15 protein-coding genes are annotated in these 24,706 nt (G+C 37.6%); 6 read left to right on the plus strand and 9 right to left on the minus strand.

Annotation, left to right across the window (positions count from 1 at the left end; translation table 11 throughout):
* Positions 1 to 94: 94 nt before the first annotated feature.
* From AN34_RS16445 to AN34_RS16470, 6 genes are all read right to left on the minus strand, one after another.
* Entirely contained in the window at positions 95 to 1,174 is a 1,080-nt protein-coding gene (locus AN34_RS16445) for a mechanosensitive ion channel family protein (RefSeq protein WP_029287115.1), read from the minus strand.
* A gap of 122 nt (positions 1,175 to 1,296) precedes the next feature.
* Complete coding sequence (gene trpC, locus AN34_RS16450) at positions 1,297 to 2,079, minus strand: indole-3-glycerol phosphate synthase TrpC (RefSeq protein ID WP_029287117.1); 783 nt, start codon at positions 2,077 to 2,079, stop codon at positions 1,297 to 1,299.
* A 48-nt stretch (positions 2,080 to 2,127) separates the two neighbouring features.
* Positions 2,128 to 2,706: an aminodeoxychorismate/anthranilate synthase component II gene (locus AN34_RS16455; RefSeq protein ID WP_029287119.1), complete on the minus strand. Its 579-nt coding sequence runs from the start codon at positions 2,704 to 2,706 to the stop codon at positions 2,128 to 2,130.
* Positions 2,693 to 3,001 carry an isochorismate lyase gene (locus AN34_RS16460; RefSeq protein WP_029287121.1) on the minus strand — a complete coding sequence of 103 codons (309 nt, stop codon included), beginning with the start codon at positions 2,999 to 3,001 and terminating at the stop codon, positions 2,693 to 2,695. Before AN34_RS16460 ends, AN34_RS16455 begins: the two co-directional genes overlap by 14 nt.
* A gap of 12 nt (positions 3,002 to 3,013) precedes the next feature.
* Positions 3,014 to 4,411 carry an anthranilate synthase component I family protein gene (locus AN34_RS16465; RefSeq protein ID WP_029287123.1) on the minus strand — a complete coding sequence of 466 codons (1,398 nt, stop codon included), beginning with the start codon at positions 4,409 to 4,411 and terminating at the stop codon, positions 3,014 to 3,016.
* Positions 4,412 to 4,905: 494 nt separating this feature from the next.
* Positions 4,906 to 5,349 carry a hypothetical protein gene (locus AN34_RS16470; protein WP_029287125.1) on the minus strand — a complete coding sequence of 148 codons (444 nt, stop codon included), beginning with the start codon at positions 5,347 to 5,349 and terminating at the stop codon, positions 4,906 to 4,908.
* Between the two features lie 114 nt (positions 5,350 to 5,463).
* On the opposite strand from AN34_RS16470, the gene AN34_RS16475 reads away from it, so the two are divergent.
* From AN34_RS16475 to AN34_RS22020, 6 genes are all read left to right on the plus strand, one after another.
* Positions 5,464 to 8,484: an amidohydrolase family protein gene (locus AN34_RS16475; protein ID WP_029287127.1), complete on the plus strand. Its 3,021-nt coding sequence runs from the start codon at positions 5,464 to 5,466 to the stop codon at positions 8,482 to 8,484.
* Position 8,485: 1 nt separating this feature from the next.
* Positions 8,486 to 9,796, plus strand: coding sequence for an amidohydrolase family protein (locus AN34_RS16480; RefSeq protein WP_036677414.1), 1,311 nt, complete (start codon positions 8,486 to 8,488; stop codon positions 9,794 to 9,796).
* A gap of 746 nt (positions 9,797 to 10,542) precedes the next feature.
* The gene (locus AN34_RS16485; RefSeq protein ID WP_082468444.1) at positions 10,543 to 11,088 is read left to right on the plus strand and encodes a transposase; all 546 of its coding nucleotides are present in this window, start codon (positions 10,543 to 10,545) and stop codon (positions 11,086 to 11,088) included.
* Positions 11,089 to 11,825: 737 nt separating this feature from the next.
* Positions 11,826 to 14,999: a TonB-dependent receptor gene (locus AN34_RS16490; RefSeq protein ID WP_029287133.1), complete on the plus strand. Its 3,174-nt coding sequence runs from the start codon at positions 11,826 to 11,828 to the stop codon at positions 14,997 to 14,999.
* A 104-nt stretch (positions 15,000 to 15,103) separates the two neighbouring features.
* Positions 15,104 to 16,855, plus strand: a complete 1,752-nt coding sequence (locus AN34_RS16495; protein ID WP_029287135.1) for an ABC transporter ATP-binding protein — start codon at positions 15,104 to 15,106, stop codon at positions 16,853 to 16,855.
* Positions 16,856 to 16,869: 14 nt separating this feature from the next.
* The gene (locus AN34_RS22020; RefSeq protein WP_029287137.1) at positions 16,870 to 17,085 is read left to right on the plus strand and encodes a PLDc N-terminal domain-containing protein; all 216 of its coding nucleotides are present in this window, start codon (positions 16,870 to 16,872) and stop codon (positions 17,083 to 17,085) included.
* Between the two features lie 693 nt (positions 17,086 to 17,778).
* Here AN34_RS22020 and AN34_RS16505 read toward each other — a convergent pair.
* The 3 genes from AN34_RS16505 to AN34_RS16515 form a co-directional block, all read right to left on the minus strand.
* Positions 17,779 to 19,065, minus strand: coding sequence for an MFS transporter (locus AN34_RS16505; protein ID WP_029287139.1), 1,287 nt, complete (start codon positions 19,063 to 19,065; stop codon positions 17,779 to 17,781).
* 411 nt (positions 19,066 to 19,476) lie between these two features.
* Entirely contained in the window at positions 19,477 to 21,345 is a 1,869-nt protein-coding gene (locus AN34_RS16510; RefSeq protein WP_029287141.1) for a RagB/SusD family nutrient uptake outer membrane protein, read from the minus strand.
* Between the two features lie 30 nt (positions 21,346 to 21,375).
* On the minus strand, positions 21,376 to 24,642 hold the full coding sequence (locus tag AN34_RS16515) for a TonB-dependent receptor (RefSeq protein WP_082468445.1): 3,267 nt from the start codon (positions 24,640 to 24,642) through the stop codon (positions 21,376 to 21,378).
* Between the last annotated feature and the right edge of the window lie 64 nt (positions 24,643 to 24,706).

Consider the following 24,706-nt stretch of genomic DNA (forward strand, 5'->3'; position numbering starts at 1 on the left):
ATAAGTAAGCAACCAGATAAACTGAAAAGCATGTTCAAATAATTTTTACTACCTAAGACATCTTCGTTATCCAAAGGTGTCTTAGATGGTAAAATTACAAACCTGCAAATTTATCTTTGTACTCCAACCTTGTTTTCGGAAGGCTTTCCGGGTAATTATTTTGAATGAAAGTAATCATCGCTTCCCTTACGTTACAGCGCAAATCGAAAGCCCTTGAGGAATTTGATGCACTCATTAAAAACCTGATTTCGATGGAACCATCTTTATTGGTATCCGTTACCTGCACCACATTTACCCTTTTATCCCACAGCGGATTGCTGGTTAAAAGCCTGGTCAGTTCTTGCCGTAGTGGTTCAATTGGAATGGTATAATCCATATATAGAAAAACCGTTCCAAGCAAATCTGCTGATACACGGGTCCAGTTTTGAAAAGGTTTTTCTATAAAATAGGTAATGGGTAAAATCAACCTTCGCTGATCCCAGATACTCACCACAACATAAGTGAGTGTGATTTCTTCTACTCTCCCCCATTCGCCTTCTACAATTAACACATCATCAATGCGTATGGGTTGAGTAAAGGCAATCTGGAAACCTGCCAGCAAATTTCCCAGTGACTTCTGAGCAGCAAAACCAATAATAATTCCACCAATACCCACCCCGGTAAGTAAGCCTGCACCTATTTTACGCATACTTTCAAAACTCAATAAAATAATAGCAGCGGTGACGATAATGATTAGCGAAACAATAAATTTCCTGATAAATTGTAATTGCGTACGAATCTTTCTTTCCTTTAAATTATTCTCCTTGTTAAGATCGTATTTTAAAAACAAAAAGTCTTCAAGTACATTAATCAACCTGATCAGTATGAGCGCAAAGGTTGCCGTTAATGCTATTTCTAAGGTTTTATCTATATGTATCCGTAGCGAAGTGGGCATTATCATTAAATCCAGCGAAGAATTAAGGCACAACAGCGGTATAAAAACAGCGATGGGATTACGCAGATGCTTAATTGTCGATTTTATAATAATAGAATCCCACCAGCGTGAAAGTAAAATAAAGATTTTGTGAATAATGAATTTGATGAGTATGCCCAATAATATGGCAACAATACCAACAATTAAATTCTTAACAAAAACAGGAATAGGGTAACCGAAAATATAGTCAAGATATTGCATAAAAATTTGTTGGTTAATTTGAACCGAGGTTCTCTAAATTAACAACAAGCTTTAGCGATTGTTTGCGTCATCTTCATCGGATGAATATAGCGCACTTACTAGTATTCATCCGATGAAGATTTTTAAATTTGCGCTACAAAATCCTTTATTGCTGCTCCCGGATCATTCGTTTTCATAAAGTTTTCACCAATTAAAAAGCCGTTAAAGCCAGCGTTCTTTAAGTCTTTAATTATTTTTGGATCGCTGATAGCACTTTCAGAAATTTTCAAAAACTCCGAAGGAATTTCATTCACCAAATTAAAAGAAGTTTGAATATTAACAGTAAAATCTGCCAGGTTGCGGTTATTTACACCAATGGCATCCAGATTAGGAGAAATACTTCTTTCCAATTCTTCAAGATTATGCACTTCCAATAACACGTTTAAACCCAGATCATGTGCAAATTTGCCGAAATCATTAATTTGTTTTGGGGTTAAAATGGCAGCAATTAAAAGTATGATATCTGCGCCCCAGGCTTTGGCTTCCAAAATCTGATATTCATCAATCATAAAATCCTTTCGTAAGATGGGGATATTATTCGCAGCCCTGGCCGCTAAAATATCATCGGTTTTACCTCCGAAGAAATCTACATCAGTTAGCACAGAAAGTGCAGAAGCTCCAGCTTCATTGTAGGCCTTTGTTACCTCGGCCACATCAGCGGTACCATTAATTAAACCTTTGGATGGTGAGCGACGCTTAAATTCTGAAATAATACCTGTTCGATCTTCAGCCAGCAAAAAATCTTTAAAAGAATAAGGCGTTCTTTTAAAGTGATCCGCTTTCTCCAAATCCTGTATAGAAATCAATTGCTTTGCATCAGCAACCTCTTCTTTTTTTCTTAATACGATTTTATCTAAAATATTCATGATTATCTATTCGTTGTCATTGCTTCGTGCTTCACAATGAAGATATGTTTAAGAAGTTAACCAATTCTCCAGCATTTGTTTGCCATGTTCAGTTAACACACTTTCCGGATGAAACTGCACCCCACGAACATCTAGTGTTTCATGTCTTAACGCCATTATTTCACTTTTATGGTCTCTCGCCGTAATTTTTAAACACGACGGAAAGTTTTCTTTGTTTACCACCCAACTGTGGTAGCGGCCAACATTAATCGTTTGCGGACATTCCCAAAATAAAGGTTCATCACCATCTACAACCGTTACAGGTGTTGCTATACCATGCATTGGTCTGCCCAAGTTTAACAGTGTACCACCAAAGGCCTCAGCTATAGCCTGCTGCCCTAAACAGACGCCAAAAATACTTTTCGTAGGTGCATAGGTTTTAATTACATCGAGTAATAAACCCGCCTCTTCTGGGATTCCCGGACCTGGTGAAAGTAAAATTTTATTATATTTATCTACATCTGCTAAATCGAATTTATCGTTTCTCCAAACTTCGGCTTCATAACCAACTTCGTTAATTAAGTGAACCAGATTGTAAGTGAAACTATCGTAGTTATCAATTACCAGAACTTTATTATTTGTTTCCATTTTCGGTATTCCAATTTTTTATTTCCTCACTGATAAAATAGTTTACCAGATCTCTGTATACTTTTTCTATAACATCAGGATTCAAACCTTCTATCCTTGCCCAATCCCGTCTTTTTAAAAGCATATTTTTAAATCTTTCAGGAGCTTTAACAGCCTCTTCGTTTAATTTAAATTTAGAAGCAGCCTTTACATATTTAAATCTTTTTCCAATCAATTGAATAACCTGTAAATCGATAGCATCAATTACAGATCGGATCTCATCTATGTTTTTACAGCTTTCTGGTGAACTTATCATTTTCTCCTTCAGTTAAATCCCCTCTGCCATCTGCACCGCTTTACGCAATGCTGCAATTTTATTATTCACTTCCTGCATTTCCATTTCAGGAACAGAATCAGCTACAATGCCAGCACCTGCGCGGTAATGTAGTTCATTGTTTTTGCTCATAAAAGTTCTGATCATAATGGCATGGTTAAAATCTTCTTTAAAACCCATAAACCCAATGGCACCAGCATAAAAATTCCGTCCTAATTTCTCATTTTCATCAATGAGTTGCATGGCCTTGTATTTTGGGGCACCACTTAATGTTCCGGCCGGATACGTATCTGCAACAACCTTAAATGCACTCACATTTTCCTGCAATTGCCCGGTTACCTTACTCACCAAGTGAATTAAATGTGAATAATATTGAACTTCCTTAAATGATTTTACCTCTACCCGGTTACAATGCCTGCTCAAATCGTTCCGAGCTAAATCAACCAGCATCACATGTTCTGCACTTTCTTTTGGATCCTGCTCTAATTTTCTCGCTTGTTCCGCATCTTCAATATCGTTTCCACTCCGTTTAAAGGTACCGGCAATTGGAAAAATATTTGCAGCATTGTTTTTGATGGTAATTTGTGCTTCAGGTGATGAGCCAAAAAGCTTGAAATTGCCATAATCAAAATAAAATAAATAAGGCGATGGATTGATGGAACGCAGGCAGCGGTAAACATTAAATTCATCTCCAGAGAAAGCTTGCTTAAATGCACGGGAAGGAACAATTTGAAATACATCCCCCCGAAAAATATGCTTTTGAAGTTTTTCAACTAAACTCATAAAGCCCTCATCAGTTAAGTTAGATGATTCTTCACCTCTGATCTGAAACTTATATTCAGGGTAATTTTTATTTTGGATGAGGTATTCCATTTTTTCAAGACCGCTCTCCTCCTCCCCTTCAAAAGTATTTTTGAAGAGTGTAATTTCATTTTTAAAATGATCAATTGCAATTAGATAGCGATACAAATGATACTGCATTTCCGGAATCTCTTCTCTCTCCGGAGTTTCAGAAACGAATTTAATATCTTCAAAATGCTGCACCGCATTCCACGTAAAATAACCGAATAAACCACTTGAAATAAATTTAATCTCAGGCAAATCTGTTTCTTTAAATTTATCCTTAAAATCGGCTATTTCCTCGATGAGGTTTTTACTTTCCTTTATTTCAACAGATCCATCAGGAAAATAAGTTTCTAACCTTGATCCTTTCAAAATGATTCCGGCCACTGGATCTGCACAAACAAAACTCATTGAGTTCTCCCGACTATGATAATCAGAACTTTCTAGTAATATACTATTCGGATATACATCGCGTAAGCGCAAATAAATGCTCACAGGCGTTGTGGTATCAGCAAGCATTTTTTTATAAGTGGTATTAATTTTATACATGTTCTTTTTTCATTGTGAGGAAATACAAGGAAGCAATCTCCTCTTTATATTTTTTTTAAAAAGTAAAAGCCCGGCGTGTGGTTCTACGCCGGGCTTTAATGGTTCTTTTAAGGTTTAGGTTGATAAACTATATTTTTCTCATACGCAGCCAGCGCAATCCGTTTTCGAATTACTTTGCCAAAGCCATGTATGTATATTGCTGATCATGAGGAGCAAAAATATAAAGAATTTTGAAAAATGGAAATTTTTATGAAAATAAATTAAAAATAGATTTAACAATGAAGTTCACCAAGATCATTAAGCATGATAACATTTAACCACAAGGAACACCAAGTTTAAAATGTTTAACCACAGAGATCACGAAGTAAAGGCTTAGCTTACACCAAGTTTTTTACTTCGCCTCTATGTTCTCTGTAAAAATCTTTGTGCGCTCGGTGGTAAAAAACCTTTGCGCCACTTTGCGAAAACCTTGCTCTCTTTGCGGTTAAAACCAACTAAGAAACCCCGAAAAATGATCTGCCCGGAACACTTTTAGTCATCATTAAGATTGATACGATAATAATAACCAATGCCAGGCCAAAGAAAATAGCAATGGTGCGGTGTTTTGCAACAGCATCAGTCACTTTTTTTGATTTAGCATTACCTACTGTAATTAAAATAATAGCAATAAGCATCATAGAAGTGTGCTCTGCTTTGAAATATCTACCAATAGTATCACTCATTGGCAATTTAGTTAAGGGACTTAAAAAGAATAGTACTAACCCTAATAAAAATTGGATGTGTGCACTAATGAGTGTAAATACATTCAACTTACGATTACCTTCAGTATACGTTTTTTTACCTAACCAGCCAGATAATGCATTGATAACAGCCACCAATAATAAAATTAATACGATGTAGCGCCATCCGGAGTGCGCAGATTTTAAGATACTATACATTTTAATTCAAATATGTTTCTTCAAAAATAGACATTAATTGTAAAAAATAGGTTATTGAACATAATCAACGCTTATTTATATTAGTTTTAAACAAAATAAACCAACTAAACTATTATGAAGAAAATTTTACTCGCCATTGGGCTGGTATTTTCTACTACATTCGTATTTGCACAGCAAACCTCCTTTCCCGTAAATGGTTCATACGATACCAGGCCTGGAATGTTTGCCTTTACCAACGCAACAATCGTAGTTAATGCCAACCAAACTTTAACAAATGCTACACTTTTAATTAAAGGCCAAACCATTCAGGCTGTAGGCGCCGGATTATCAGTGCCAAAAGGATACGTGATTGTAGATTTGAAAGGAAAATTTATTTATCCTTCATTAATTGATGCCTTTTCAAGCTATGGCATTACAGAAGCACCTGCCCAGGCTCGCGGTTTCGGCGGACAGCGACAATCTATATTTGTTTCGACTAAAAAAGGGGCTTATGGATGGAATGAAGCCATCAGGCCTGAAACTTATGTTAAGAATGTTTTTTCTGCTGACAGCAAAAAGGCTGATGAATTACGCAAAGTAGGCTTCGGCAGTGTTAACGTCATCAACCGTGATGGGATTGCCAGAGGTGTTTCTGCAGCCGTAACCTTAAATGAAGATGCAGACAACAGCTTAATTTTAAAAGATCAAACCGCAGCAAATTATTCTTTCAATAAAGGAACATCATCAAATGATTACCCAACTTCTTTAATGGGTTCAATTGCATTACTGCGCCAAACCTATTATGATTCGCAGTGGTACAGCAAGCAAAAAGAAGAATACAACATTTCTTTAGATGAGTTCGCTAAACAGCAAACCCTTCCACAATTATTTGAGGTAGATGGTTGGGCAAACGTACTAAGAGCAGATAAAATTGGAAAAGAATTTGGCAAAAAGTACATCATTAAATCCGGAGGAGACGAATATCAACGCATTAATGAGGTAAAAGCAACAGGTGCAAGTTTAATTATCCCACTGGCTTTCCCTAAAGCTTATGATGTGGAAGATCCTGCTGAAGCCAGAAATTTAACTTTATCTCAAATGAAAGGCTGGGAACTGGCACCTACTAACCCGGCAGCTTTAGAAAAAGCGGGCGTTAAATTTGCCTTAACCGCATTTGGATTAGAAAACAGCCGTGATTTCTGGGCGAATATCCGCACAGCGATAGAAAATGGCTTAACTGAAAAACAAGCGCTACTAGCGGTAACCACTGTTCCTGCCGAACTTTTAGGCATCAACGATAAAGTTGGCTCATTAGAAAAAGGCAAAGTGGCCAACTTTTTAATCTCATCAGATAACCTTTTCAAAAACGGAAACATCATATTTGAAAACTGGGTACAGGGCAAACGTTTTATTGTGAATAAAATGGATGTAAGTGATGTTCGTGGAACTTATAATCTGAATGTTGATGGCGTGGGTGCCTTAACCTTAAAAATAACCGGAACTGGCGGTGGATCAACCGCAGCCATAGAGAGAATTGGTACAGACAGTGTTAAAACTACAGCCACTTTCACTAGAAATGGCGATTGGGTCAGCATCAATTTCAATTTAAAGAAAAATCCTAAAGGCGATGTTCGTTTAAGTGGATACATTACTTCTGCAAATCCAATTACTATTAAAGGTGAATCTGCATTGGCTGATGGATCAACAGGGAAATTTACGGCTACTTATAAAGAGGCGGGCAAAGAGATGCCAAAGAAAGATGAGCCTAAACCAAGCCTTGCTGTCGGTTCGGTAATTTATCCTTTTGGAGCCTTTGGTGCTACAGCATTGCCTAAACAAGAAACTGTTTTAATTAAGAATGGTACCGTTTGGACCAATGAAAAAGACGGTATTCTTCAAAATGCCGATGTACTTTTAGAAAACGGAAAAATCAAGGCAGTAGGTAAAAATCTTTCTGCTGGTGGTGCAAAAGTAATCGATGCCACAGGCAAACACATCACGGCGGGCATTATTGATGAACACTCACACATTGCTGGCAGTGGCGGGATTAATGAAGGCGCCCAATCGGTATCTGCAGAAGTTCGCATTGCCGACATCATCAACTCTGAAGATGTAAATATTTATCGCCAGCTGGCTGGTGGTGTAACCACTTCACATATTTTACATGGCTCGGCAAACCCGATTGGTGGTCAATCACAATTAATTAAACTTCGCTGGGGTAAATCACCTGAAGAATTAAAATTTGCCGGTGCTGATGGCTTCATCAAGTTCGCTTTGGGTGAAAACGTAAAGCAAAGTAACTTCGGTACAGGTGCCCGTTTCCCGGTTACGCGGATGGGTGTAGAACAAACTTTCGTTGATGAATTTACCCGAGCTAAAGAGTACGCAAAAGCAATGTCGGTTAAAGGCAATAGCGTTCGCAGAGATTTGGAATTGGATGCGATTGTAGAAATATTGAACAACAAACGTTTTATTACCTGTCACTCTTACGTACAAAGCGAAATTAATATGTTAATTCATGTTGCCGATAGTTTAGGATTCAAAATCAACACGTTTACGCATATTTTGGAAGGTTACAAAGTGGCCGACAAAATGAAGGCACATGGTATTGCAGGCTCTACTTTCTCAGATTGGTGGGCTTATAAAAATGAGGTTGCAGAAGCTATTCCTTACAATGGAAAAATTATGCACAATGTTGGTGTAACCACGGCTTTCAACTCTGATGATGCAGAGATGGCACGTCACTTAAATCAGGAAGCCGGAAAATCAGTTTTATACGGTAACGTTCCGGAAGAAGATGCTTTGAAATTTGTGACCTTGAACCCGGCAAAAATGCTTCATATTGATGATCAAGTAGGCAGCTTAAAGGTAGGCAAAGATGCAGATGTGGTGATCTGGACGGCTAATCCACTTTCTATTTATGCCAAAGCAGAAAAAACCTTTGTAGATGGGATTGCTTACTGGGACATTGAAAAAGATGCACAGATCATTAAATCTCAACAGTCTGAAAAAGCACGTTTAATCCAGAAAATGCTGGAAAGTAAAAGTAAAGGCGGAAAAATGCAACGCCCTACAGGTGATGCCCCACGCTTATACAATTGCGAAACATTAGAAAATTATTCAGCAGAACTAACCGAGAACGAACATGCACACTAATATGAAAACCTATTTATTAAGTCTGACTTTTTCGGCTACAAGCCTGATGTGTTTTGCGCAGGCAAACATTTCGCCAGCTAAAAAACAAAGCAAAACCATTACTATTTCAGGTGCAACTGTACATGTTGGCAATGGAACCGTCATCGAAAATGGAACCATTATTTTTAGTAACGGAAAAATTGTTTCTGTTGCAGCCAACGGGCAAATACCACAAGGTGATGTCACTAAGATTTCTGCCACTGGAAAACATATATATCCCGGTTTTATAGCTGCTACCACCAATTTAGGATTAACAGAAATTGAAGCTGTGAAAGCAACCCTTGATTTTCAGGAAATAGGAGATTTCAATTCACACATCCGCGCTATTGTGGCATACAATACCGATTCTAAAGTGCCTGCAACTTTAAGGAGCAATGGTGTTTTAATGGCGCAACCCACTCCGCAAGGCGGAATCATTTCTGGAAGTTCATCCGTAGTACAATTAGATGCCTGGAACTGGGAGGATGCAGCCCTGAGAAAAGATGATGCCATGCACATGACCTGGCCAGTTACGCCACGTTTTAGAGGTGGTTTTGGTGGCTTCGGCAGACCGCAAATGTCGCCTGAAGCACTGGCAGAAAGAACGGCAAATTCCATTAATCAGTTAAATTCTTTCTTCGCTGAAGCAAAGGCTTATGCAGACATGGGTAAGCCTGAAGTAATTAATACTCGTTTCGAAGCCATGAGAAGGGTTTTTTCTGGTGAGGAAAAATTATTTATCACGGCTGATAGTCAGAAGGATATTGTAGCGGCAGTAAACTTTGCCAAGAAATACGGCATTACACCCGTAATCACAGGTGCTGATGAAGCCTATCTGATTATCGATTTCTTAAAAGAGAATAACATCAGTTTAGTGGTTAAACAACCGCATGCCCTACCAAACAACAATGATGATGATGTAAACATGCCATATAAAAATGCAGCCATTTTGGCTAACGCAGGTTTAAATGTAGCTTTAAGCATCGATGGTTACTGGCAACAACGCAACCTGCCTTTCATGGCTGGTACGGTTACCGCCTGGGGACTGGATAAAGAAAAGGCATTATCTACCATTACCTTAAACGCCGCAAAGGTAATGGGGGTTGATAAAACTACTGGAAGTATCGAAACAGGAAAAGATGCTACTTTCTTTATTTCTGCTGGCGATGCTTTGGATATGAGAACAAACAAAGTAGAGCAAGCTTTTATTCAGGGCAGAGATATTAATCTAGATAATTTGCACAAGCAACTGGATAAGAAGTTTAGCGATAAATATGCTGCTGAGAAAAAGTAATATGCCTTTAGTTAATGAAAACTTTTTTTACACTGTTCATGAACGGTAGTCACCCTGAATTTATTTTTGGGCCTATTAACAAACAAAAACTACTTGTATAAGTCGCAACAAAAAGATGCTGAAATAAATTCAACATGACAACATTGCGAAAAAGCAGCCAATATTAGTTTATTGGCTGCTTTTTGTTTTAAAAAGAGCATAACTATTGCTGAGGTATTTATCCCGCAGATTCAGGAAATTTCCGCAGAAGCAAGTAGCAAAATCTGCGAAATTTGGTTTGATCTGCGGGACAAAGCCTTGCATTTTGTTAAGTCATTTTGTTTTGGTTGGTGAGACACCAACCAATAGATTAAACTTTTCCCTTTCGGTTGGTGTCTCGCCAACCGAAATATTAAAGAGATGCTCCTGTTGACTGGGAGGAAGAGTTCCCCATACCCGTATCATTCCTATCGGTTGGTGTCTCACCAACCGAAATATTAGAAGTTTAGCGATAAGGTATACTGCTGAGATGAAGTAATGTGCATTTAATCCATGTTGACTTTTGCACACTGGTCATAAACGATCGTCACCCTGAATTTATTTCAGGGCCTTATTAAAAACATCTTATATAAGTCGCAACAAAAAGATGCTGAAATAAATTCAGCATGACGACATTTTTTCCCTATTGGTTGGTGTCTCACCAACCAAAATATTAACCTGAAAAATCCTATATTGCTTTTATCGTCCCTGCAACCTAAAAAAATATTATGAGTATATTTCACAAAAGACAGGGACAAATGGATTATAATTATCCATATTTCTACACAGACACTATATGCCATTTTGATCACTTATTGGCAGATGATCATTTTAAGATGATTGTTATTAATTCTCTTCAGTATCTAACTCAACAGAAATTAATAGAGATTTATGGCTATGTTATTATGCCTAATCATATTCATCTCATCTGGAATATGTTAAAGCTAAATGGGAAAGAAAGTCCTGCGGCAAGTTTCACAAAATTTACCGCCCATCAATTTAGAAAACATTTAATAACTCATTCACCAAATTTACTTGAGAAATATAGATCAATAAAAGAAGATCGTAGCTATCAGTTTTGGAAACGAGACCCTTTGGCTATCCCCTTAAGTTCTGAAGGTATATTAATTCAGAAATTAGATTATATACATGAAAATCCAACTAAGGAGAAATGGAATCTATGCGAATCAGTAGAAGATTATATTTGGAGTAGTGCTAGTTTTTATGAAACCGGGATTGATAATTTTAAAATACTTACTCATTTTAGAGATTAATTGAGACTGGGTGTTGTATGATTGATTAGGTTTCGGTTAGTGGGACACCAACCGATAGAGAGAAGATTGTTAGCAAGTGAACATGAGAAAGTTGAAATATTGAAGAATAAATAAATCTCTTCCTAATTTTTGCACACTGGTCATGAACGATCGTCACCCTGAATTTATTTCAGGGCCTTATTAACAAAAACATCTTATATAAGTCGCAACAAAAAGATGCTGAAATAAATTCAGCATGACGACATTGCTAACAAAGCAGCCAATATTAGTTTATTGGCTGCTTTTAGTTTTAAAAAGATAATAACTATTCCTGAAATATTCATCCCGCAGACTCAGGAGATTTTCGCAGAAGCAAGTAGCAAAATCTGCGAAATTTGCTCTGATCTGCGGGACAAAGCCTTGTATTATGTTAAGTCATTTACCTATCCGTTGGAGTCTCACCAGCCGATAAAACCTACTTTATTACTGTATGATACGGCTTACTGCATAGCTTATGTTGCTTCCCCTATCGGTTGGTGTCTCACCAACCGAAATATCCAACCACCCATTCTTGATACACCCACCGAAATATCCTCCTACATATCCGTAAACCTCAACTAAAATATTAATCAATCAGAAATCTTTAATTTAACATCTATTCAAAAATTGAACAATTTCTAAACCATTTCATAACATAAAACCTAAATCGGCTTAACACTACAATAACACCTTTGCATCATAAAAAATCAGAACTAATCATGATGAAAAATTTACTTATTGCAGTGATGCTGTTTTTATGCTATGCCACCAATTCGGCCATGGCACAAACCACACAAGCATCAATTTCAGGAATTGTAACGGATGATCTAAAGAAACCCATTCCAGGTGTTTCCGTACAGATTAAAAACAACTCAACTGGTTTTACCACCAGAACATCTACTAATGCTCAAGGAGAATACACTTTTAAAGAATTGCCTTTAGGTGGTCCTTATACCGTTAAGGCAGCTTACATTGGCTATTCTGAACAAAATAGAACAGGCTTTATGCTTAACCAGGGCGATGCAGTATCAGTAGCCATTAACATGCAAGAAACTTCCCAAAACTTAGGTGGAGTAGAAGTTAACGGGTCTTCATTAAGAAATAAAGTGCAGCAATTTGGGGCATCTACAGAGATTTCATCAAAAACAATGAACTTACTACCAGTAAACGGACGTAATTTCTCCAGCTTAACAGATTTATCTCCATTATCTGGTCCAGGTGGAATCTCCGGTCAGTTAGGCTCTTCCACTAACTTTACTATTGATGGTATGACGGCAAAAAACCCTACATCAGCGGGCAGTACAACCAGCCGTAGTGGTGCGCCATATTCCATCTCGATAGAAAGTGTACGAGAGTTTAAAGTGGTAACTAACCAATACGACGTAAGTTTAGGTCGTTCAGGTGGTGGTACCATCAGTGCGGTAACAAAATCAGGAACGAACGAAATTACAGGTAGTGCATTTGCTTATAACCGGGCTGATTTCTTGGCAAGCAAATATGACATCAGAGGGAATAAAAGAGTTAACGATTTCTCTACTTACCAATATGGTTTTAGCTTAGGTGGTCCAATCATAAAAGATAAATTACATTACTTTGCCGCTTGGGATCATCAGAGAGATTCTCGCCCATTAATTATTGCTGATATTAACTCGGATGCGGATGTAGCCCGTTTCAACATTACGAACACCACATTAAATAATTTTTTAGCTGTTGCCAGAAACAAATATGGTGTAGCCAATACGCCTCAGTATGGTTCTTTTGATAAAAAAAGAGGAACTGATGCCGGTTTCCTTCGTTTAGATTGGCAAATTGATGATAAAAATTTATTAACGGTTAGGGATAATTATACCAACGATAGAAACCCATTGGGATTAGCTGACAATACGGCCATCAACTTTTATGAAAGTTATGGAAATGATAAAAACGTGGATAATAGCTTATTGGCTACGTTACGTTCTACCATCAGCAGCAAAGTTACCAATGAATTAAAGTTGCAGCATTTGTACACCTACCAAGCCAGTACGCAAAATGACGAATTAGGTTTTGCCATCCCAAGAGCGGTTGTTTCTAACTTACAATCTACTACCCCAACTGGCAGTTTATTAACAGCTGTTCAAATTGGTGGACACCGCTTCGGACAAGAAGGTTTTACCAATAATGTGTTGCAATTGGTAGATAATTTTTACTATAACACAGATAAAATTAAATACACTTTTGGTGTAGATATCATGTACACCCATGCAAAATCATTGTATGGCAGTGAAGTAAATGGTCGTTTTACTTTTAACAGATCAGGTACAGGAACAAACGATCCAACTGCTCTACAAAATTTCGATAATTTAATACCAATCAGTTATTATAGAGAAGTTCCTTTAGTTGCTGATCCAACTGTTGTTGGCAAGTTATGGAATACTGCAATTTATGGCCAAATGCAAACTAAACTGGGTAAAGGTTTAGATTTTACGGGTGGTTTACGCTTGGATTATAGCAAGTACCCAACGTCACCATTAAATCAGCAATTATTTGATGCCATCGGTGTAAGAACAGATCACAAATTAAAGCAATTTTTGATTCAACCACGTATCCAGTTTAATTGGGATGTGAACGAAAACCATACCGATTACGTTCGTCTAGGCGCCGGAATTTTTGGCTCAGATGTAAACAATTATGTAACCATTAATAACTTAACATTTGATGGTAAACATTTTGCAACTGTTGATGTTACAGGTACAGGAGTGCCTACTCCTAACTTTATTGGCTACAGAAACGGAACTGCTTCAGCACCAACGCTACCAGCACAACAAATCCCTACTATTAATACTTATGCTGACGATGCTAAAATACCAGTAGTATATAAAGCAAACTTATCTTATAACAAATTAATAAATGATAGAATAAGAGTTGGTATTACGGGTTATGCAACATTGGCACGGAATAATTATATGTATGTAGACAGAAATATGGTTGCCGATCCTTTTTTCAGATTATCAAATGAAGGAAACAGGGGAGTTTATGTACCTGCAAACAGTATCATCACTGGTAATGGAACTACCGATTGGAAAAGAGGTCGTTTAACTAATCAGTTTGGTAGAGTATTGGAAATGAACAGTAAAGGGAAGGTAAATCAATTTGCGGTTGTTGTAGATGGAACCTGGAGATACTTTAAAGACGGAGAGATTTCGGCCAGTTTTACCTGGAATGATACAAAAGATAACACATCATACAATGGTAATGTGGCCAACTCAGCTACATTATCATTACCAGTTATAGATGATCCGAGAAATTTGAACAACATGACTTATTCAAATGGTCAATTTAGAAACAAAGTGGTAGTTTATGGAACCTTACCATCATTTTATGGAATTAAAGCCGGTATTCGCTATTCGGGCATTGGCGGCACAAGATATAGTTTACTATCTGGTGGAAATACCAATGGTGATTTCGTAGCAACAAACGATTTGGCTTACATCTTTAACAGATCAAATACAAATGTACCTGCGGCACTTAGAACAGGTTTACAAACCTTATTAGATAATGGTGCTGCAAGCCAAAGTTTGAAAGATTATATCACTAAGTACGAAGGTACATTTGCTGAGCGTAATGGCGGTATAAATGGTTTCTATGGCACAATTGATTTAAGATTAGCTTATCAGATTAAATTCGGACGCGGTAAAAAACAAAGCATTGAAATTTCTGGCGATTTGTTTAACGTAGCCAATTTATTTAAGAAAACCTGGGGTATTACAGAAACTCTAGGTACGCAGGCATTATATGCTGTTACCGGCTTTGACGCTGCAACTTCTAATTACAATTACCGCGTAAACAACACTGGTATTGTAACGCCATCAGGTAACCCTTGGCAAGCACAAATCGGTTTGAGATACGGATTTTAGTTATTGAAAGATACCCTGTATCTTTCTAAAAAGTCATAAAAAAAGGGAATGGATTTTAATCCGTTCCCTTTTTTTATGTTTGTACAATAAACAACAAAACTTTAATGGGATTATTATTAGACTACCTGAAAAACCACAAGTGGATTGTGACTTTGGCTTTATTGCTGGCGGGTTTCAATATTGGCTTTTCACTTTTAGATCCATATATCACCGGAAGAATTTTAGATCGCTTCATCAACCAAAAAGATAAATTAACCTATGCCCAATACCTTTGGGGCTCACTGGGCTTAATTGGTTTAGCCATTGGGGCAGCTATGGTTTCGCGTATTGCCAAAAACTTTCAGGATTACTTTACCAGTGTAATCGTACAAAAAGTTGGCGCAAAAATGTATGCCGATGGTTTGCAGCATTCTTTGAAACTGCCTTACCAGGTTTTTGAAGATCAGCGAAGTGGTGAAACACTGGGGATTTTACAGAAAGTCCGCTTAGATTCTGAAAAGTTTATCACATCTTTCATCAGTATCTTATTTGTAAGCTTAATCGGGATGATCTTTGTAATCGTTTATTCCGTTTCCATCAGTTATAAGGTTACTTTGGTTTATTTTACAGCCATTCCAATTATTAGTTTTGTAAGCTGGTATTTAAGTCGGAAAATTAAAACCATTCAACGCTCTATTGTTGGCGAAACCACAGCGCTTGCAGGTTCTACTACAGAATCTTTGAGAAACATCGAGCTGGTAAAAAGTTTAGGCTTGGCCGATCAGGAAATTGAAAGATTAAACAAAACCACGTACAAAATTTTAGGACTGGAACTTAAGAAAGTAAAATATGTGCGGAGCATGAGTTTCGTACAAGGTACCACAGTAAACTTAGTAAGAAGCACCATGATTTTGGTTTTATTATTACTTATCTTCGATAACGCCATTACTGCCGGACAATATTTAACTTTCTTATTTTACTCTTTCTTCCTCTTCGGGCCATTGCAGGAATTGGGAAATGTAATTTTAGCCTGGCGTGAAGCTGAAGTTTCTTTAGGAAATTTCAAAAATATTTTAAGTACACCTATTGATAAAAAACCTGATAATCCCATTTCTATCCATAAGATTAAAGATTTAACCTTCAGTAATGTTGGTTTCAAACATCAAACGGCTAACAGAAATGCTTTAGAAAATATTTCATTCAAAACTTTTAACGGACAAACCATTGCTTTTGTTGGGCCATCAGGTTCTGGCAAAACAACTTTAGTTAAATTGTTGGTAGGCCTCTATCAGCCAAAAGATGGCGAAATTTTATATAATGGCACACCAAGCAATAACATTGATTTAGATGCCCTGCGAGAAAAAATTGGTTTTGTAACACAAGACACTCAACTTTTTTCAGGTACAATCAGAGAGAATTTACTTTTTGTTAACCCAACGGCAACTGATGAAGAATGCTTTAAGGTGTTAAATCAGGCGGCTTGCCAAACTTTACTGGCCAGGGCAGATAAAGGATTGGATTCATTAATTGGTGAAGGTGGAGTGAAGGTTTCCGGTGGTGAAAAGCAACGTTTATCAATCGCCAGAGCATTATTACGCCAACCTGATATTTTGGTATTTGATGAAGCCACCTCTTCATTGGATTCTATTACAGAAGAAGAAATTACTAAAACGATTCGTTCAGTTTCAATTTTAACAGATCACATTACCATTCTAATTGCCCACCGGTTATCAACCATTAAACATGCTGATGTGATTTACGTTTTAGAGAAAGGCCATATCATTGAACAAGGCAAACATGAAGAACTAATTGCACAAAACGGTTTATACCAGGCCATGTGGCGCCAACAAATTGGCGAAAGGATTGTTGAAGTTTAATAAATCTTCATTACATGTTATTAGCACAAATAGAAAGCAATCAGATTGCAATCATTATTATTATTGCCGCAATACTGTGGTTGGCATTTATAATCATAACCTTATATCACTTATCAAGAAATACCAATATGCTTTTTCCTGTTAAAGTACTTTGGTTTATTATCATCCTGTTCGCTCCTTTCATAGGATCAATCGCTTACTTAGTTTGGGGCAAGAACAGAAAGTTTTAATTTTTTTTTGCGATTGATTTCAAGAGGCTGTATTATTAATTTGAAATGTTATACCGAGCCTGTTGAAGGACTTATGAAAAACGTCTTTAATAGTGTTTCGACAAGCTATCATTGACGTAACTGCTGAAATAAATTATCCCTCAACATAGCGAGAAGTCATAGCAATTGCCTTAGTCTCCCTACAAGGCCAAACCACTGTTTCCTCGTTCTGCTCTTAGACCGGCATGGTCAATTTTTCGGGATGGCACTGATCAAGCCCACCTACTGACTTCCACAGAAAAATTGCGAGACGGCACTTTTGTTTCTTTTGGTGCCAAAAGAAAATGAGCCCGTCCGGCCAGGACAAAATAAAATTGAAATTTTAGAAACCTCGGATATGATGTCATTCGATAATTGATCGTTCAAAATTTTATAGCTTGCAGATACTTCGTGCTTCAGCATGGTATCAGTTGTCTCTAGCGATAGCATTAAGATTGCTTCTTACCTCGCAATGACGGAAATGGATCAAAATACCCTAATATAATTATTGGATTTCATTAAATATGGCATGAATTAGTTAAGGTAACTACCATTGACGTGATTATCAAAACAACCAAAAGTCAATTAATTATAAAAACATAACGTACATTGATTTTTATGAAATAAATTATCCCTCAACATTACAAGTCTTGATATAATACAGTCTTTCAAAAACTAAGCTGCATTTGCAGTTTGTTCATTAATATCCTGCAAACTCAACTTCGTTAATGATTTCGTTTTTAACCACGTGATAAATGCGATTCCAATCGTCATGCTGCCACCAAAAACAACTGCAGGAACCAGCGTTAATAACTTGGCTGACAAACCAGATTCAAATTCACCAATTTCATTAGATGAACCAATAAACATACTGTTTACCGCAGAAACCCTTCCACGCATCTCATCAGGTGTAAGTAACTGCATAATGGTTTGACGGATGATTACGCTTACGCTATCAAATGAGCCTTCTAAAAACAAGAAAAAGAGTGTTAAGTAGAAGTTTCTTGAAAGTCCGTAACAAATAATGCTGAGGCCAAATCCGGTAACAGCAATCAACAAATTACGCCAGGGTTTTCCCATAGGCGAAAATCTGGTCATCAGAAGCATGGTAATTACTGCCCCTGAAGATGCCGCACCACGCATCATCCCCAGACCAAATGATCCTAAATGAAATACATCTTTAGCAAAAATCGGTAACAGGGCTACTGCACCACCAAAAAACACAGAGAAAAGATCAAGACTCATCGCCCAAACCATCATCTTGGTTTTAAACACAAATTGGATTCCCTCTTTTAAACTATGAAAAATATTTTCCTTTGGAATATATTTTGAAGGATGTTTTTTTAATGTGAAGATGCAAATTAAGGAGATAGAAACCAGGATAACAATTACACTATATGCAGCCGTAATACCCCATAACCAATTAACCAAACCTCCTGTTAACGGACCAATAATAGTGGCTAACTGCCAGGTACTACTGCTCCAGGTACTTGAATTGGGGTACAATTTCTTAGGTACAATTTCCGCCATTAATGAAAATGTTGCCGGGCCAAAAAAACCTCGTGCAATACCAATGCAGAATACAAGACCATACATCACGAGCACAATCAAATCCTCTTTAAGGTGAAGGTATTGGCTGGTAATAATCAACATTAAAACCGATGCAAGCCAAACGCCAGAGAATATTTTAATCAGTAAGCCACGCTTTTCACTTTTATCTGCGATGTAACCACCGTAAAGTGCTATTCCTATAGCCGGTATGGCTTCGCATAACCCAACCAACCCCAACTTTAACGGATCATGGGTTAAATCATAAATATGATATCCGATCACTACCGCCTGCATTTGATAAGCAAGGGTAAAGAAAAACCTCATCCCTAAAAAGGAACGAAATTCTTTATACCGCAACGCTGCGAATGGATCTTGTTTAACGATTACGGAGTTGGAATCTGAATTTGCCACTTAAAAGAGTTTATCTGCAAAATTAAGCTTTGAAAATTAATAATAGGAATAGATAAATACTTAAGATGGATTATTTGGTAAGTTGGTGAGGCGAAAAGCTGATGAGTTGTTGGATAAGTTTAGAATAGGTGAGGTAAATATGAGTGAGACGGGCAATTAAATCTCTAATTATGTAAATTCAAATAACGGTATTAATTACTAATTTAATACAGATCGCTACCTTAACAACTCTCCCCTATAAACCTAAACGCCTAACCCTCTAAACTCCTAACCATTTTGCCTTCTTACCAAATCACCAACTTACCGCCTAAATACCTAATCCGCTAAACCACTAACCTTTTCACCTTCCCAAACAAAAAACCCGATGGATAGCATTACACCATCCATCGGGTCAAATTTTAGATCACACTCCTAGTATCCCGGATTTTGCTCAAGTAAATTATTTTTATTTACCTCATCGCGGCTAAATGGCCTGAAATAAAGTTTATTGTCCCAACTGCGGTTTTCCTGCGCATTTTCTGTAATTGGAGTATAAGCGTAATCGTATACCGTAGCATCATAATGGTAAGGAGCAGACATGGTTTTACCTGCCTTAAATTTGCCGGTAACTTTAATATAGGTAACTTTTCTACCCAATGTTTCTTCTGCAATTAACCATCGGCGGGTATCATGATAGCGTTGTTCCTCGTAAGCCATTTCAATACGGCGCTCATGACGGTAAGCCGTTCTTAAATCTGCCTGACTTGTTGCGGTTACAGCAGGCATTCCAGCCCTAAAACGGATTCTATTTAACCAAGTAGTAGCATTGGTTAGTTCACCAAGTTCAATACTAGCCTCAATATAATTAAATACAGCTTCGGTGTACCTGAAAAATGGCCATGGAATGGTTTGAGGAGCAGATGCATCTACAATGTTTGGATCCGGATCAATAAATTTATGGTAATAATAACCCGTCCAGCTACCGTTCCAGTTTTCAATTGAACTCGCTCTGGTATCTAAACCCTTAAAATCGGTTACACTACCATTACTCAATAAATCGTATACGCCAGTTTGAATCTGATTTGCCGGATCTACATTACCTGATGCTTTATCACGTGGTTTCCAGCCAGCACCATCATATAAGATTGTGGCATAAAAGCGTGGATCTCTATTTTGATAAGGGTTTGCTTTTTGTGCAGCATTGTTCCAGCTAAATTTACTTCCATCACTCATTTCGTAATCATCAACCAACAAACCAATTGGGGTATTGCCCGCCCAGTTGTGGTAACCGTTAGGCCCATTCTGCTGTGCATGCCTGTTATTACTCAAGGTGATAAAATACCTTCCAAAAATTAACTCGGAAGCGGCAGAGGCATCAATACCTGGTGCCTTACTACCACCACCCATGGCAATACTTTTAAAGTTTAACTGTCCGTCAGTAGCCGGTGCAGAAAGTGTTAGTTTGTAACCTGTACCCGCATCCAACACTGCTTTGGCAGCTGTTTGTGCCAAACGATAACGCTCTGTTTGATTACCTGATGCATAGGATAGAAAATCTAATTTCTGGGCCGGTATTCCACTAATTTTTGCTGTAATCTTTGCCCGGTCATGAAGGTCGCTTGCCGCATAGATTAATACCCTGGATTTTAACGCAAGAGCAGCTAAAGCATTTGTACGGCCCTTATCCAATGTTTTTCCAGTCAGTAATTTACTGGCTTCATCACAATCCTTAACAATGAAGTTAACACACTCTTCATAGGTATTACGTTTAACATTGAAATCATCACTCAAACCGTAGGTTTTTGTAATAATGGCTACAGAACCATAATAACGTAATAGTTGTTGGTAAAAATAAGCCCTCAAAAAGTAAGCTTCACCCAATAACTGATCTTTTAAACTTTGGCTACTCAATCCGTTATCTCCACCAGTAATTCTTTCAATAGTGATATTACAGGCTCTGATCCGATTATACATTTGTTTATACCCCCAGGTATCATCTACCCAACCTAATGTAGAAGGATTTATGGTTGCATTATTAACCAGATCAATACCACGGGTGGGGTGTGTAAACAGTGCCTCATCTGATACCGATGCCAGCATTTGCTCAGAAAAGCCACCATTACTTAAACCATTGTAGATATCATTAACAAAGGCCTGGGCAAGCGCCGGATCTTTCCATACCAGATCAGCAGATATTTTATCTGGCGGAGTTACATCCATAAAATCTTTTTTACAAGACATTGCAAAAAAGGTGATCAAAACTAATATATATAAAGTTTTATATTGAATTATTGCTTTCATATTTTTCATGATTATTGATAAACAGTATAACTAAAAAGAGGCTTTAATACCCATGTTAATTACCCTTGCCTGAGGATAATACTGTCCACTTGAATTCGTTGATTCAGGATCCCAAACTTTAACCTTGTCAAGGGTAGCCAGGTTAAGTCCATTGGCATACACCCTTACGGCATTTAATCCAATTTTTTCGACCAGCTTGTTTGGTAAAGTATAACCCAGCTCCACATTTTTAAGCCTGATGTAATTATTGCTTCTTAACCAATAGGTATTGTTTAAAGCATTGTTGCTATCTGTATAATAGCTAGATCCTCTGTTTGATAAGCGTGGATCTACTGAACTTGGGTTATCAATACTCCAACGGTTTTGATAAGACCATTCTAAGAAATTCCCTATATCACCAGATTCCGTTACACCTACAATTTGCATCCCACCTGTAGCACCCTGAATAAGCATCGATAAGTCGAAACCTTTATATTGAAGGTTTAAATTAAAACCACCGGTAAACGTAGGCGTTCCATTCTTATCTAAACGAATTTTATCATCAGCATTAATTTTTCCATCTCCGTTAATATCTTTAAATTTCATATCGCCCGGGCGCAGATTATTAGTTAATGCACTATAATTAAGCGTATTCGCATTAATTTCTGCCTGATCTCTAAATACGCCGTCATAATCATATACCAACCAGGCATTGGTTACTCTCCCAGTCGTGCGTTGCCATTCCGGAGCACCTGGTGTTTCATCCCAAAAAATAATTTTGTTTTTGGCATAACCGCCATTTACACTTACACCAAAATTTAAATCACCTACCTGATCATTGTAACTTAATTTAAATTCGAAACCTTTATTATTTACTTTCCCTAAATTAACAGGAGGCAACTGATCCGTAATACCCGAACTTTCTGGAACGGAGCTACCTCGACTAATTAAAATATTTGTTCTTTTGTTATAGAAATAGTCAAACTCCAACGCTAATTTATTATCTAAAAAAGACGCATCTAAACCAATATTGGTATTATTCGCAACCTCCCATCCAAAGTCTAGATTTGGGACTTTGCCTTCATAAATAGATTTGGTAACTGCATCATTAAAAATATAACTTCCAAAATTCATTAAACTCAGATACTGGTATTCTTGCAGGGCATCGCCGAAGTAAGCCTCAGCCCCCATTTGACCATACGAAGCCCTTATTTTTAAGTTATTAATGAAGCTCACATTGTTTTTAAAAAAGTCTTCTTCTGATAAACGCCAACCTACTGATACACCAGGGAAGAAACCAAATCGCCTGTTAGTTGGAAATATATAAGAACCATCTACACGCCATAGAAATTCTGCCAGGTATTTTTCTTTGTAATTATATCCTGCTCTTCCAAAATAACTTAAACGAGCCCTATTGTACAAATTATTTGGATCGCCAGGATTATTCCCTAACGACTGCTCCTTTTCATCACCGCCTAATAACTGCTCAATGGCTGAGGAAAGAAAATATCTCCTGAAAGCTGTAAAACCATCGTTCGCAACTTGTTCTCGTGTTGTACCCGCCATTAAACCAATGGTATGCTCGCCTATTTTCTTATCATAGTTAATCATTCCAGTTAAGTTAGTAGCGAGCTGGCCACCTGCAGTTTCCCTTAATCTGGGGTCAGTATATTGAGAACGAACCGATCCGGTTAAAACAGGAGTTACCCCATCAGCCTCAAATGTTTTCTTGTCCCAATCGTAAAGGGTCCATGGCAATTGCCAGTTTTTCTGTCTTCCTGAATATTTATCAATCGCAGCAGTTCCGGTTACTTTTAAACCATCCACTCCAGGTATTTTGATTTCTACCTTTCCTGTAGTCTGAAAGTAATCCCTTACATCTTTGTTGTATCCTGTTAAATCTGTAGTAGACACCACCGGATTATAGCCATACTCAATATCTCTGCCTGGCAATCCGTTAGGCCATACGGCAATTTCTGTAGGTCTACCCCGCATTAAAAACCTAAAGATATCACCTGCACTAACCGTTGGAAAGTTTCGGTTTTCCTCTCGTGCGGTTACGCCTAATGTCGTAGTGATGTATTTATTTAATTTAGCTTCCAGGTTAAAGCGCATATCATATTGCTTATAACCTGTAGCAGAATTTTTATAGTAACCATCCTGATTAAGATAACCTAATGAAACCAGGTATTTCACGTTTTCTGTACCGCCGTTAATCTGAACGTTATGCCTTTGTTGCGGAGACCATTTTTGAAAAGTAGTATCAAACCAATCGGTATTAGGATAACGCAAAGGATCTGAACCATCACCAAATTTTCGAATTTCATCAGGTTTGTAAGTTGCATTGATGGTTTTTCCTGAAGGAGATTGATAAGTACCTGTTGATTTAAAACTATTCCAGGCAGCCGACCATTCATTTGGGTTAAGATCAGAGCCGAAAATATTCAGTTCATTTAATATCTCAGCATATTGTGTGGAATTGGCCATTTTTGGAATCCGTGTAGGTTGTTGCAAACCATAGCTAAAATCATAAGAAAACTGTGGCTTTCCTGATTTTCCTAACCTGGTGGTAATGAGAATTACCCCATTTGCAGCCTGTGAACCATAAATAGCTGCAGATGCATCTTTCAAAACAGATACACTTTCGATATCATTGGGGTTAATCCGTTCAATTCCACCAGCCCGGTTAGGAATCCCATCAATAACGATAAGCGCATTATTATTTCCTAATGAATTAATCCCCCGAATACGGATGGTAGACCCATCATATCCTGGCTCACCACTGCCCTGCAAAGCAGTTACACCAGGTAAACGCCCGGCTAATGAGTTTGATAAGTTTACAGATGATGATTTGGCAAGTTCCGTACCTTTTACGGATGCTACGGCTCCGGAAACAACAGCTTTCTTTTGTGTTCCATATCCTACAACAATCACCTCTGATAAGTTTTGATTGTTTTCTAATAAACGAACGGTAATACTGGTTTGATTTTTAACCTGCACTTCCTGATCTGTGTAACCTACGTAGCTAAAGATCAAGGTGGCATCTTCAGGAACTTTGATACTAAATTTACCGGCACCGTCTGTTACCGTAGCTGCGGTTCCTCCCTTTAATTTAACACTTACGCCTGGAATAGGCCCTTTGGCATCATTAACCTGCCCTTTCACAACAATATCCTGAAGTTGAGGCTTATAAAAGAGAGATCTTTTTCCTGGCAATGCTTCAGCAGAAAAGGTCACAAATGGTAAAAAAACGAAACAGCTACCATACGCAAGAAACATGCTTTTTCTGGCAAAATTCTTCCATAGATTTTTTTTCATGGGATTTGATTTATTTGGTTAGGGATTAGTTACAACGCAATCTATTATGAATGACTTGTTATTA

This window comes from Pedobacter sp. R20-19, assembly GCF_000708265.2.
In the GTDB taxonomy this organism is placed as follows: Bacteria; Bacteroidota; Bacteroidia; order Sphingobacteriales; family Sphingobacteriaceae; genus Pedobacter.

What these genes read in the sequence shown, in the direction of transcription:
- AN34_RS16445 (WP_029287115.1), bottom strand. Translation starts at nt 1,174, where the DNA reads ATGCAATATCTTGACTATATTTTCGGTTACCCTATTCCTGTTTTTGTT.
- trpC (WP_029287117.1), bottom strand. Translation starts at nt 2,079, where the DNA reads ATGAATATTTTAGATAAAATCGTATTAAGAAAAAAAGAAGAGGTTGCT.
- AN34_RS16455 (WP_029287119.1), bottom strand. Translation starts at nt 2,706, where the DNA reads ATGGAAACAAATAATAAAGTTCTGGTAATTGATAACTACGATAGTTTC.
- AN34_RS16460 (WP_029287121.1), bottom strand. Translation starts at nt 3,001, where the DNA reads ATGATAAGTTCACCAGAAAGCTGTAAAAACATAGATGAGATCCGATCT.
- AN34_RS16465 (WP_029287123.1), bottom strand. Translation starts at nt 4,411, where the DNA reads ATGTATAAAATTAATACCACTTATAAAAAAATGCTTGCTGATACCACA.
- AN34_RS16470 (WP_029287125.1), bottom strand. Translation starts at nt 5,349, where the DNA reads ATGTATAGTATCTTAAAATCTGCGCACTCCGGATGGCGCTACATCGTA.
- AN34_RS16475 (WP_029287127.1), top strand. Translation starts at nt 5,464, where the DNA reads ATGAAGAAAATTTTACTCGCCATTGGGCTGGTATTTTCTACTACATTC.
- AN34_RS16480 (WP_036677414.1), top strand. Translation starts at nt 8,486, where the DNA reads ATGAAAACCTATTTATTAAGTCTGACTTTTTCGGCTACAAGCCTGATG.
- AN34_RS16485 (WP_082468444.1), top strand. Translation starts at nt 10,543, where the DNA reads ATGAGTATATTTCACAAAAGACAGGGACAAATGGATTATAATTATCCA.
- AN34_RS16490 (WP_029287133.1), top strand. Translation starts at nt 11,826, where the DNA reads ATGATGAAAAATTTACTTATTGCAGTGATGCTGTTTTTATGCTATGCC.
- AN34_RS16495 (WP_029287135.1), top strand. Translation starts at nt 15,104, where the DNA reads ATGGGATTATTATTAGACTACCTGAAAAACCACAAGTGGATTGTGACT.
- AN34_RS22020 (WP_029287137.1), top strand. Translation starts at nt 16,870, where the DNA reads ATGTTATTAGCACAAATAGAAAGCAATCAGATTGCAATCATTATTATT.
- AN34_RS16510 (WP_029287141.1), bottom strand. Translation starts at nt 21,345, where the DNA reads ATGAAAGCAATAATTCAATATAAAACTTTATATATATTAGTTTTGATC.
- AN34_RS16515 (WP_082468445.1), bottom strand. Translation starts at nt 24,642, where the DNA reads ATGAAAAAAAATCTATGGAAGAATTTTGCCAGAAAAAGCATGTTTCTT.